Here is an 11,337-nt window from a genome sequence, read left to right as displayed (position 1 = left end):
GACCCCTGCATTTCACGACAGATTAATGACCGTTTGATGACGTCCCGGCGTTACTGCTTGGCCAGGGAGGCGTTGAGGCCGAGATAGTCCAGGAGGATGTGGCCGCTTTCGGCGAGGAAGGCATCGTCCTGCGCCGCGGTCTTGTCTTCGCCCGGCAAGGCGTCTTCGTCTTCCACCTTCAGTTCGGTCAGCGGCGCCTGGCCCTTGGCCTTGCGCCGGTTGTTCTCGATGACCAGCTGCTGGGCCTCGATATCGCTCTGCTGGGCGCGGCGCTTGTTCTCGTTGAGGCTGACCGTGGTTTCGCCCATCAGCTTCTTGGCCAGGGCCAGGCGCTCGCGGGTGAAGGTGAAGTCGGGGTTCTTCGCCGTGCGGTCGTCGTAGCGTGCCTGCAGCTCGGCGAGGAAGGGCATGATCGGATCCAGTTCCGGCTTGATCGCCGGGCGGATGCTGTCCCAGGGCAGGGCCTCGGGCAGCGCGCTCTCGCCGATCTCCTTGGTGTCCATCACGTCCGGGTACTGGATGTCCGGGATCACCCCCTGGTGCTGGGTGCTCTGCCCGGAGACGCGGTAGAACTTGGCCAGGGTCAGCTTCAGCTCGCCATGGTTGAGCGGCTGGATGGTCTGCACCGTGCCCTTGCCGAAGGTCTGCCCGCCGAGGATCAGCGCGCGGTGGTAGTCCTGCATGGCGCCGGCGAAGATTTCCGAGGCCGAGGCGGACAGGCGGTTGACCAGCACCGCCATGGGGCCGGTGTAGTAGGTGCCGCTGTTCTCGTCGGCCAGCACGTCGACCCGGCCGTCGCTGTTGCGCACCAATACGGTGGGGCCCTGGTCGATGAACAGCCCGGTCAGCTCGGTGGCTTCCTGCAGCGAGCCGCCGCCGTTGTTGCGCAGGTCGATGACCACGCCGTCGACTTTCGCCTGTTCCAGCTCGCTGAGCAGGCGTTTGACGTCGCGGGTGGTGCTCTTGTAGTTCGGGTCGCCGGCGCGGAAGGCCTTGAAGTCCAGGTAGAAGGCGGGAATCTCGATGATGCCCAGCTTGTAGTCGCGGCCCTCGTGGTTCAGCTGCAGCACCGACTTCTTCGCGGCCTGCTCCTCCAGCTTGACCGCCTCGCGGGTGATGCTGACCACCTTGCTGCTCTGGTCGTTCGGCGCGTTGTTTGCCGGGATCACCTCCAGGCGCACCAGCGAGCCCTTCGGGCCGCGGATCAGCTTGACCACCTCGTCCAGGCGCCAGCCGATCACGTCGACCATGTCGCCGTCGCCCTGGGCCACGCCGATGATCTTGTCCGCCGGGGCGATCTGCTTGCTCTTCTCGGCCGGTCCGGCCGGGACCAGGCGCACCACCTTGACGTACTCGTTGTCGGTCTGCAGCACCGCGCCTATGCCTTCCAGGGACAGGCTCATATTGATGTCGAAGTTTTCCGCGTTGTCCGGCGACAGGTAGGTGGTGTGCGGGTCGTAGGAGGTGGCGAAGGCGTTGATGTAGGTCTGGAACACGTCCTCGCCGCGGGTCTGCTGCAGGCGCGCCAGCTGGCTCTGGTAGCGCTTGGTCAGCAGCTCCTGGATGGCCTTGGGTTCCTTGCCGGCGAGCTTCAGGCGCAGCACCTCGTCCTTCACCCGCTTGCGCCACAGGTCGTCCAGTTCGGCGAGGTCCTTGGCCCAGGGGGCGTTCTCGCGGTCGATCAGCAGGCTCTCGTCGAGGCTGAAGTCGAGCTTGTCGATGCCCTTGTCGAGCAGCGCGAGGGCGAACTGCAGGCGCCCCTGCAGGCGCTCCAGCTGGCGTTTGTAGATGACGAAGCCGGGTTCCAGGTTGCCGCTCTTGAGCAGGTCGTCGAACTGCTTGCGCCACTGGTCGAACTCGGCGATATCGCCGGCGGTGAAATAGCTGCGCGCCGGGTCGAGCATCTTCAGGTAGCCCTGGTAGATCTTCTCCGAACGCGCGTCATCCAGCGGCGGCTTGTTGTAGTGGTGGCGTTTCAACAGCTCCACGACGTTGAGGCTGGCGATGACCTGTTCGCGATCCGGCTGCAGGTAGTCCCAGGCGGTGTCCGGGGCGGTTTTCGCCGCCAGCGGCAGCGTGCCCAGAGCGAAGGCAAAGGCGAGGGTGGCGCAGAGCAGAGAGCGCTTCATGCTGATTCGACGCGGGGGTAATTGATAACGCATATTAGGCCGTCTTGAGGGGCGCCGAGTTCCATGGGCGCAAAGCAGAGGCCCAGCGAAACCGTCGGACCCGTTCAAATCCACTATGGAGGCAGCGTGAAGGCATTGCAAGGCGTTGAAGGCCGGACGGAATGGGCGCAGCAGCCCAGTCCGGCCTGTGATGTGGGGGAAATTCGCATCCGCGTGGCGGCGGCCGGATTGAATCGGGCCGACCTGTTGCAGCGCGCCGGTCTGTATCCGCCGCCGCCGGGGGCGAGTGCGGCGCTCGGCCTGGAATGCGCGGGCATCGTCAGCGAGGTCGGCGCCGGCTGCGACTGGCAGGTCGGAGACCGGGTCTGCGCCCTGCTCGCCGGTGGCGGCATGGCCGAGGAGGTGGTGGTCGACGGGCGGCATGCATTGCCGCTGCCGGAGGGGCTTTCCCTGGCCGAAGCCGCGGTCGTGCCTGAGGTCTATGCCACCGCCTGGCTCAATCTGTTCCAGCTGGCCGGCCTGAAGCCGGGGGAGAAGGTCCTGCTGCATGCCGGCGCCAGCGGCGTGGGCTCGGCGGCCATCCAGTTGTGCAAGGCCTTCGGTAACCCCTGTTGGGTCAGCGTCGGTTCGGCCGAGCGCCTGGCCTATTGCGAGTCCCTGGGGGCCCAGGGCGGCGTGCTGCGCGAAGGCGACGGCCTACAGGCGCTGCGCGACTTCGGCCCGTTCGACGTGATCCTCGACCCGGTAGGCGGCAACTATGCCGCGCTCAACCTGGAGCTGCTGGCCCAGGACGGCCGCTGGATCAATATCGGCCTGATGGGCGGACGCCAGGCCGAGCTGGATCTGGCGCTGCTGCTGGGCAAGCGCATCCAGCTGATCGGTTCCACCCTGCGCAGCCGCGACGAGCAGTTCAAGGCGGATCTGCTGCGCGAGCTGCAGCAGCAGGTCTGGCCGCTGTTCGCCGAGGGCCGGCTCAAACCGCAGCTGATGCGCAGCTTTCCGCCCGAGGAGGCCGAGCTGGCCTTCGCCGAGCTGGCCGGCAACCAGGTCAGCGGCAAGCTGGCACTGCTGATCGACGGCAGTCTGGCCTGAGCGGGGCCGGGGCACAGTCGCAGCCTGCGGCGATGCCCCGGATAGATTTCTCGATGGGTTCCATGGGACACGATTGAGATAGCCCATCGGTCCGATGGGCTCATTCAATAGGATTTTTAGAACATCTATCTATAAGATTCGCCGGGTCAAAATTCTCAACCCTCAAAAGGAAGCAGAGATGAACCTCATCAACACCCAAGTTCAACCCTTCAAGGCCAACGCTTTCCACAACGGCAAGTTCATCGAAGTCACCGAGCAGTCCCTGAAGGGCAAGTGGTCGGTGCTGATCTTCATGCCGGCAGCCTTCACCTTCAACTGCCCGACCGAGATCGAAGACGCCGCCAACAACTACGCCGCGTTCCGTGATGCCAACACCGAGGTGTACATCGTCACCACCGATACCCACTTCTCGCACAAGGTCTGGCACGAGACTTCCCCGGCCGTCAGCAAGGCTCAGTTCCCGCTGATCGGCGATCCGACCCACGCCCTGACCAACGCTTTCGGCGTGCACATCGCCGAAGAAGGCCTGGCCCTGCGCGGCACCTTCCTGGTCAACCCGGAAGGCGTGATCAAGACCGTGGAAATCCACTCCAACGAGATCGCCCGCGACATCTCCGAGACCCTGCGCAAGCTGAAGGCCGCCCAGTACACCGCCGCTCACCCGGGCGAAGTGTGCCCGGCCAAGTGGAAGGAAGGCGAAGCCACCCTGGCCCCGTCGCTGGACCTGGTCGGCAAGATCTAAATCTGCCGCCTTCCCGCTCCGGGCAGCTGCTCCGGAGCCGGGAACCCCTCTGCGCTGTTAGGGCTGCAACCCAGCCCTTCTAGTGCCCGAATGCCCGGGCGCGATCCGCCCGGGCATTTTATTGCCCGAATTTCGTCATTGAGGACATTTCGCCATGTTGGACGCCAATCTGAAAGCCCAGTTGAAGGCCTACCTCGAGAAGGTCACCCTGCCGTTCGAGATAGTCGCGTCCCTCGATGACAGCGACAAATCCCGGGAACTGCTCGCGCTGCTGCAGGACATCGTCAGCCTGAGCGACAAGATCGCCCTGAAGACCGATGGCCGCGACAGCCGCGTGCCGTCGTTCTCGCTCGAGCGCCCCGGTGCGGACATCGGCCTGCGGTTCGCCGGCATCCCCATGGGCCACGAGTTCACCTCGCTGGTGCTGGCGCTCCTGCAGGTCGGCGGCCACCCGTCCAAGCTGGCGGCCGAGGTGATCGAGCAGATCCAGGGCCTGGAAGGCGATTTCCGCTTCGAGAGCTACTTCTCGCTGTCCTGCCAGAACTGCCCGGACGTGGTCCAGGCGCTGAACCTGATGGCGGTACTCAACCCCAGCATCCGCCACGTCGCCATCGACGGCGCGCTGTTCCAGGACGAAGTCGAGGCGCGGCAGATCATGTCGGTGCCGAGCATCTACCTGAACGGCGAACTGTTCGGCCAGGGGCGCATGGACGCCGAGCAGATCCTCGCCAAGCTCGACACCGGCGCCAGCGCCCGGGATGCCGAGAAGCTCAACGCCAAGGCGGCGTTCGACGTGCTGGTGGTCGGCGGCGGCCCGGCCGGCGCCGCGGCCGCCATCTATGCCGCGCGCAAGGGCATTCGCACCGGCGTCGCCGCCGAGCGCTTCGGTGGTCAGGTGCTGGACACCATGGCCATCGAGAACTTCATCTCGGTGCAGGAGACCGAGGGGCCGAAGCTGGCCCGCGCCCTGGAAGAGCACGTCAAACAGTACGACGTCGACATCATGAACCTGCAGCGCGCCAGCGCGCTGATCCCGGCCAGCAGTGCCGGCGGCCTGCACGAGGTGCGCTTCGACAGTGGCGCCAGCCTCAAGGCCAAGACCCTGATCCTCGCCACCGGCGCCCGCTGGCGCGAGATGAACGTGCCCGGCGAGCAGCAGTACCGCGGCCGTGGCGTGGCCTACTGCCCGCACTGCGACGGTCCGCTGTTCAAAGGCAAGCGGGTGGCGGTGATCGGCGGCGGCAACTCCGGGGTCGAGGCGGCCATCGACCTGGCCGGCCTGGTCGCCCACGTCACCCTGATCGAGTTCGACAGCCAGCTGCGCGCCGATGCGGTGCTGCAGAAGAAGCTGGGCAGCCTGGCCAACGTCACCGTGATCAAGAGCGCCCTGACGACCGAAGTCAAAGGCGACGGCCAGAAGGTCAACGCGCTGGTCTACAAGGATCGCACCAGCGACGAGCTGCACACGCTCGAGCTGGAAGGCATCTTCGTGCAGATCGGCCTGCTGCCCAACAGCGACTGGCTCAAGGGCGCCATCGAGCTGTCGCCGCGCGGCGAGATCATCGTCGACTCGCGCGGCGAGACCTCGGTGCCGGGTATCTTCGCCGCCGGCGACGTGACCACCGTGCCGTACAAGCAGATCGTCATCGCCGTGGGCGAGGGCGCCAAGGCTTCGCTCTCCGCCTTCGATCACCTGATCCGCTCGGTCTGATGGGCTGATCGACCGGCGAAACAGAGAAACGGCTAACCCCAGGGTTAGCCGTTTTCTTTGGGTTTATCGCGCCTTGCCAGTCCGGCGCAGTGGTCGGGCATCGGCTACAGCACGATAGTGCGCACGACCAGGCCGTTGCGGGTGGCGTGGGAGTAGGGGCAGACCACATGGGCCTGGCCGACGATCGCCTCGGCCTCGGCGTGATTGATGCCCGGCAGGCGGACCTCCAGGGCCACGTCCAGGCCGAAGCCCTCGCCGTCGTCGCGGGCGCCGATGCCAACGGTGGCGGTGACCGAGCTGTCGTCGCTGATCGCGACCTTCTGCTTGCCGGCGACGAACTTGATCGCACCGAGGAAGCAGGCCGAATAGCCGGCGGCAAAGAGTTGTTCAGGATTGTTGCCCTCGCCGCCCGGGCCACCCAGTTCCATGGGCGTGGTCAGGGTCACGGCCAGGGCGCCATCGGCAGTGCTGGCCTTGCCGGTGCGGCCGCCTGTGGCGGTCGCCTGGGTCGAGTACAGAACTTTCATCGGGGCTCTCCTGTTCGGTTGCGTGAGCGCGACGCTGCACTCCTTCAGTAAATCAGTTTCTGCGCGATTCGCCTGGTCGATTGCCGTGCGGCGCTAGACTCTCCTTGGCCGGTGCCCGGCATTCGTCGCCGGGCAGTGCTCGCCGGGGTGGTTTGCAGATGCTCAGCATTCAGGGCTTGTACAAGAACTACTCGACGCCGCAGGGCCCCTTGCCGGTGCTGCGCGGGGTCGACCTGCAACTGGAGCGCGGCGCCAGCCTGGCGCTGATGGGCGAGTCCGGCAGCGGCAAGAGCACCCTACTGCACCTGGTGGCCGGCCTCGACCGCGCCGACGCCGGCAGCATCCGGATCGACGGGCGCGCCCTGGAGCGGCTCGACGAATCCCAGCGGGCGGCCTGGCGGCGCCATGGCATCGGCCTGGTGTTCCAGCAGTTCAATCTGATCGCCAGCCTGTCGGTTGCCGACAACCTGGCGTTCCAGGCGCGCCTGGCCGGGCGTCATGACGCGCAGTGGCAGGCCGAGCTGAGCGAGCGCCTGGGCCTGGCGACCGTGTTGCGTCGTTACCCCGAACAGCTTTCCGTGGGTCAGCAGCAGCGAGTGGCCCTGGGCCGGGCGTTGGCCGCGCGACCGCCGCTGCTGCTGGCCGACGAGCCCACCGGCAGCCTGGACGAGCGCAGCGCCGACGAGGTCCTGGCGTTGTTGCTGGATCTGCTCGGCGACAGTGCCACCAGCCTGTTGATGGTGACCCATAGTCCGCAGGTGGCGGCGCGCCTGCAGCGTCGCCTGATCCTGCACGGCGGCCGCCTGCTGGAAGCGACGGAGCGCTGAAGGTGGGCGTGCTCCGGTGGACCCTGCACAGCCTGGCCAGTCACTGGTGGCGTCACCCGGTGCAGCTGTTCGCCGTGCTCACCGGCCTGTGGCTGGCGAGCGCCCTGTGGAGCGGGGTACAGGCGTTGAACGGCCAGGCCCGCGACAGCTACGCACGGGCCGACCGGCTGCTCGGTGGCGAGCGCCAGCCGGCCCTCATGGCACGCCACGGCGGCCTGTTCAGCCAGCAACTGTTCGTCGCGCTGCGCCGCGCCGGCTGGCCGGTGTCGCCGCTGCTGCAGGGCCGCCTGCGGCTGCGTGGGCAGAGCGAGCCGCGTCTGCAGCTGATCGGCATCGAACCCCTGACGCTGCCGGCCGGCAGCGGACTGGCGGGCCAGGCGGCCGGGCGCCAGCAGTTGGCGACCTTCCTCGGCCCGCCAGGGCGTACCTGGATCGCCGCCGAGACCCTCGCCCAGCTGGGGCTGGCGCCCGGCGCGCAGCCGCTCGGCGAGACCGGCCAGGCGTTGCCGCCGCTGCAGGTCTGGCCGGGCCTGGCGCCCGGTGTGCTGCTGGTGGACATCGGTGTGGCCCAGCGGGTGCTCGATGCGCCCGGACAGCTGTCGCGACTGCTGCTCGACAGCGAGTTCGAAGGCGCCGGGACCCGACTGCCGGCAGGGCTGGCCGAGCAGCTGGTGCTGCGCCGCGGCGATCAGGCGGCGGACCTGGCGCAGCTGACCGACAGTTTCCACCTCAACCTCAGCGCCCTGGGCCTGCTGGCCTTCGTCGTCGGCCTGTTTATCGTCCACGCCGCCATAGGCCTGGCCCTGGAACAGCGCCGGGCGCTGCTGCGCAGCCTGCGGGCCTGCGGGGTCAGTCTGCGGGGGCTACTCTTGGCCCTCGGCCTGGAGCTGGCGCTGCTGGGGCTGATCGGTGGGCTGGCCGGGTTGGCCAGCGGCTATGCCCTGGCCGCCTGGCTGCTGCCGGATGTCGTCGCCAGCCTGCGCGGCCTGTATGGCGCCGAGGTGGCCGGGCAGCTCAGCCTGGCGCCGAGTTGGTGGCTGGGCGCGCTGGCGATCTGTCTGCTCGGCGCCCTGCTGGCCGGTGCCGGCAGCCTGCTGCGCGCCGCGCGGATGCCGGTGCTGGCCCTGGCCCAGGCGCAGGCCTGGCGGCAGGCCCAGACACAGGGCCTGCGGCGCCAGGGGCTGCTGGCCACGGTGCTGGCGGGGCAGGCCCTGGCGACCCTGTGGCTGAGCGACAGCCTGCTGGCCGGCTTCGTCGGCCTCGCCGCCTTGCTGCTGGGCGCGGCGCTGGCCCTGCCGGTGCTGCTCGACCTGCTGCTGGCGGGGTTGTTGCCCCGTTGCCGGCGGCCGCTGCTCCAGTGGTTCGTCGCCGACAGTCGGCAGCAGTTGCCAGGCCTGGCCTTGGCATTGATGGCCCTGCTGCTGGCGCTGGCGGCGAGCGTCGGGGTCGGCAGCATGACCGAGGGCTTTCGCCGCACCTTCACCTCCTGGCTCGACCAGCGCCTGGCCGCCGAGCTGTACCTGACCCCGGCCGACGTCGAGCAGGCCGGGGCCATCGCGGCCTGGCTGCAGCGGCGCCCCGAGGTGCGCGCCGTGCTGCCCAGCTGGCGGGTCGAGTTGCCGGTGCAAGGCTGGCCGGTCGAGCTGACCGGCATCCGCGATCACCCGCATTACCGCGCGCACTGGCCGTTGCTGCAGGCCTCGGCCGATCCCTGGACGCGCCTGGCCGCAGGCGAAGGGCTGATGCTCAGCGAACAGTTGGCGCGGCGCCTAGACCTGCAGCTGGGCGAGCACCTGACCCTGGCCTCCCCGCAAGGCGACTGGCGCCTGGAGGTGCTGGCCATCTACGCCGACTATGGCAACCCCAAGGGCCATGTGCTGGTCGCCGCCACGGGCCTGCGGCGCCACTGGCCGGGGTTGGCGCCGCGCAGCTTCGGCCTGCGCCTGGCCCCCGAGGCGGTGCCCGGACTGATCCAGGCGCTGCAGGCGCGCTTCGCCCTGGACGACAGCCGATTGATCGACCAGGCCTCGCTCAAGGCCTGGTCCGCGAGGGTGTTCGAGCGCACCTTCGCCGCTACCGCCGCGCTCAACAGCCTGACCCTGGGCGTCGCCGGGGTGGCGCTGTTCATCAGTCTGCTGACCCTCGGCCAGAGCCGCCTGAACCAGCTGGCGCCGCTCTGGGCGGTAGGGGTGACGCGCCGGCGCCTGGCCTGGCTGAGCCTCGCCCAGACCCTGCTGCTGGCCGCCCTGACGCTGCTGTTGGCGTTGCCCCTGGGGCTGCTGCTGGCCTGGTGGCTGGTGGCGGTGGTCAACGTGCAGGCCTTTGGCTGGCGCCTGCCGCTGCAGGTCTTCCCCGGGCAACTGCTGCAACTGTTCGGCCTGGCGTTGCTGGCCAGCCTGCTGGCCGTCGCCTGGCCGCTGTGGCGCCTGGCGCGCAGCAGCCCGGCGGCCTTGCTGCGGAGTTTCGCCGATGAACGCTAGAGGCATCGGGCTGGCACTGGCCGGCCTGCTGCTGGCCTGCGACGGCCAGTCGCCGTCGCCCCAGGGTTTCGCCGGGCTCGGCAGTGGCGCCGAGGCCTTCGCCCAAGTCGAGCCGGGCAGGCCCCTGGTGTTTCCGGCCGACCACGGCGCCCACCCGGACTACCGCATCGAGTGGTGGTACCTCACCGCCAACCTCAGGGATCGCCAGGGGCGGTCCTGGGGCTTGCAGTGGACGCTGTTTCGCAACGCCCTGCGCCCCGGCGACAGCGCGACGGGTTGGGACAACCGCACCCTGTGGATGGGCCATGCGGCGCTGACCGGCCCCGACGGCCATCGTTTCGCCGAGACCTTCGCCCGCGGTGGCATCGGCCAGGCCGGAGTCGAGGCGACCCCGTTGCACGCCTGGATCGACGACTGGCAGCTGCGCAGCCTGGCGCCGCAGCAGGACGGCCTGGGCGAATTGCAGCTGCGGGCCAGGGGCCGCGACTTCGCCTATCGCCTGCGCCTGAGCAGCGACCAGGGACCGGTGCTGCACGGCCGCCAGGGCTACAGCCAGAAGTCCGGCCAGGGCCAGGCGTCCTACTACTACAGCCAGCCGTTCCTGCGGGCCGTGGGCGAGGTCGAGCTGGACGGCCAGGCCAGCGAGGTCGAGGGCCTGGCCTGGCTCGACCGCGAATGGAGCAGCCAGCCCCTGGCCGCGGACCAGCTGGGCTGGGACTGGTTTTCCCTGCATCTGGACTCGGGCGACAAGCTGATGCTGTTCCAGCTGCGCCACGCCGACGGCCGGCATTACCGCGCGGGCACCTGGATAGGCGCCGATGGCAGCAGCCAGGCTCTGGAGGAACGCGACATCCGCCTGACCCCGACCGGCTTTGCGCGCGTGGCGGGGCGGCGGATGCCGATCCGCTGGACCCTGCAGGTGGCCGCCAAGGGCCTGGCGGTCGACACCGCTCCGCTGCAGGATGATTCCTGGATGGCCACGCGCTTCCCCTACTGGGAGGGCCCGATCCGCTTCGCCGGCAGCCACTCGGGCGTGGGCTATCTGGAGATGACCGGCTATTGAGGGGGTCAGGCTCCAGCCCACAGCCGCCACAGGCTGAGCAGCAGCAGGCCGCCGGCGGCCAGCCCGGCGAGCAGCAGTAGCAGCCGCCGCGGGTTGTGCCGATCGAAGCGCCCGCGCAGGCAGAGCGCCAGGCCGTAGCCGGCCAGCACGCCGGGGGCCAGCTTGAGGCTGCCGCTGAGCAGGTCGTCGAGGGGCAGGCGCCCCTGGTAGAGCAGCGCCAGCAGCGAGGCCGGGGTGGTCAGGAGGAAGAAGGCGGCCAGCTCGGCCCGGGTATCGGCGGCCTCGCGGCCCTGGTAGACCAGCGCCATGGGCGGGCCGCCGACCGCGGTGGCGGTGCCCATCAGCCCCGAACAGAAGCCGGCCAGGGCCAGGTTGCGCGGGCTGCAGGGCAGCGCCAGCCAGCGGTAGCTGGACAGCACCGCCAGCAGCACGCAGGCACTCAGCAGCAGGCCGAGCCAGGCGCCGGGCAGCAGGCCCAGCAGCAGGCCGCCGCACCAGGCCCCGGGCAGGCGCCCGAGGATGGCCGGCAGCGGCCGGCGCCAGGCCGGGGCCTGGCGTTCGCCGAGCAGCATGCAGCAGGCCAGGAGGAAGCCCAGCAGCAATACCGGCCCCGGCACATAGCCGGGGTCGAGCAGGTACAGCAGGGGGGCGGCCAGCAGGGCGAAGCCGATGCCCAGCAGGGCCTGCACCAGGCAGCCGCCCAGCACGATCAGCAGCGCCAGGCAGTCGAGGGCGCTGTAGCTCATGCGGGCGCGCTTCGTCGTTC

9 protein-coding genes are annotated in these 11,337 nt (G+C 69.1%); 6 read left to right on the top strand and 3 right to left on the bottom strand.

The annotated features are described in order from the left end of the window. Window positions 1-50: 50 nt before the first annotated feature. Window positions 51-2,129 carry a carboxy terminal-processing peptidase gene (locus I0D00_RS15065; RefSeq protein ID WP_213640652.1) on the bottom strand — a complete coding sequence of 693 codons (2,079 nt, stop codon included), beginning with the start codon at window positions 2,127-2,129 and terminating at the stop codon, window positions 51-53. Window positions 2,130-2,255: 126 nt separating this feature from the next. Here I0D00_RS15065 and I0D00_RS15060 point away from each other — a divergent pair, with 126 nt between their 5' ends. From I0D00_RS15060 to ahpF, 3 genes are all read left to right on the top strand, one after another. Further along, window positions 2,256-3,221, top strand: a complete 966-nt coding sequence (locus tag I0D00_RS15060) for an NAD(P)H-quinone oxidoreductase (protein WP_213640651.1) — start codon at window positions 2,256-2,258, stop codon at window positions 3,219-3,221. Window positions 3,222-3,399: 178 nt separating this feature from the next. Next, the gene (ahpC, locus tag I0D00_RS15055) at window positions 3,400-3,963 is read left to right on the top strand and encodes an alkyl hydroperoxide reductase subunit C (RefSeq protein WP_213640650.1); all 564 of its coding nucleotides are present in this window, start codon (window positions 3,400-3,402) and stop codon (window positions 3,961-3,963) included. Between the two features lie 154 nt (window positions 3,964-4,117). Next, window positions 4,118-5,674 carry an alkyl hydroperoxide reductase subunit F gene (gene ahpF, locus I0D00_RS15050; RefSeq protein WP_213640649.1) on the top strand — a complete coding sequence of 519 codons (1,557 nt, stop codon included), beginning with the start codon at window positions 4,118-4,120 and terminating at the stop codon, window positions 5,672-5,674. 104 nt (window positions 5,675-5,778) lie between these two features. Here ahpF and I0D00_RS15045 read toward each other — a convergent pair whose 3' ends face one another. Continuing rightward, window positions 5,779-6,201 (bottom strand): organic hydroperoxide resistance protein, encoded by a 423-nt coding sequence (locus I0D00_RS15045; RefSeq protein WP_213640648.1) that lies wholly within the window; start codon window positions 6,199-6,201, stop codon window positions 5,779-5,781. A 158-nt stretch (window positions 6,202-6,359) separates the two neighbouring features. On the opposite strand from I0D00_RS15045, the gene I0D00_RS15040 reads away from it, so the two are divergent. Genes I0D00_RS15040 through I0D00_RS15030 form a run of 3 tightly spaced genes read left to right on the top strand, consistent with a single transcriptional unit; the run spans window position 6,360 to window position 10,571 of the window. Beyond that, window positions 6,360-7,028, top strand: a complete 669-nt coding sequence (locus tag I0D00_RS15040) for an ABC transporter ATP-binding protein (protein ID WP_213640647.1) — start codon at window positions 6,360-6,362, stop codon at window positions 7,026-7,028. Between the two features lie 2 nt (window positions 7,029-7,030). Then, a complete protein-coding gene (locus I0D00_RS15035) occupies window positions 7,031-9,508 on the top strand; it encodes an FtsX-like permease family protein (protein ID WP_213640646.1) in 2,478 nt (825 codons plus the stop codon). Further along, window positions 9,498-10,571 (top strand): lipocalin-like domain-containing protein, encoded by a 1,074-nt coding sequence (locus I0D00_RS15030; RefSeq protein WP_213640645.1) that lies wholly within the window; start codon window positions 9,498-9,500, stop codon window positions 10,569-10,571. Before I0D00_RS15035 ends, I0D00_RS15030 begins: the two co-directional genes overlap by 11 nt. Window positions 10,572-10,576: 5 nt before the next feature. On the opposite strand, the gene I0D00_RS15025 is transcribed toward I0D00_RS15030, so the two are convergent. Next, window positions 10,577-11,317, bottom strand: a complete 741-nt coding sequence (locus I0D00_RS15025; protein ID WP_213640644.1) for a TSUP family transporter — start codon at window positions 11,315-11,317, stop codon at window positions 10,577-10,579. Window positions 11,318-11,337 lie beyond the last annotated feature (20 nt).

This window comes from Pseudomonas lalucatii, from assembly GCF_018398425.1.
Taxonomy (GTDB): domain Bacteria; phylum Pseudomonadota; class Gammaproteobacteria; order Pseudomonadales; family Pseudomonadaceae; genus Aquipseudomonas; species Aquipseudomonas lalucatii.
The sequence above is the reverse complement of the archived record's forward strand: the minus strand, read 5'-3'. Positions and strand labels throughout refer to the sequence as shown.

What these genes read in the sequence shown, in the direction of transcription:
- I0D00_RS15065 (WP_213640652.1), bottom strand. Translation starts at nt 2,129, where the DNA reads ATGAAGCGCTCTCTGCTCTGCGCCACCCTCGCCTTTGCCTTCGCTCTG.
- ahpC (WP_213640650.1), top strand. Translation starts at nt 3,400, where the DNA reads ATGAACCTCATCAACACCCAAGTTCAACCCTTCAAGGCCAACGCTTTC.
- ahpF (WP_213640649.1), top strand. Translation starts at nt 4,118, where the DNA reads ATGTTGGACGCCAATCTGAAAGCCCAGTTGAAGGCCTACCTCGAGAAG.
- I0D00_RS15045 (WP_213640648.1), bottom strand. Translation starts at nt 6,201, where the DNA reads ATGAAAGTTCTGTACTCGACCCAGGCGACCGCCACAGGCGGCCGCACC.
- I0D00_RS15040 (WP_213640647.1), top strand. Translation starts at nt 6,360, where the DNA reads ATGCTCAGCATTCAGGGCTTGTACAAGAACTACTCGACGCCGCAGGGC.
- I0D00_RS15030 (WP_213640645.1), top strand. Translation starts at nt 9,498, where the DNA reads ATGAACGCTAGAGGCATCGGGCTGGCACTGGCCGGCCTGCTGCTGGCC.
- I0D00_RS15025 (WP_213640644.1), bottom strand. Translation starts at nt 11,317, where the DNA reads ATGAGCTACAGCGCCCTCGACTGCCTGGCGCTGCTGATCGTGCTGGGC.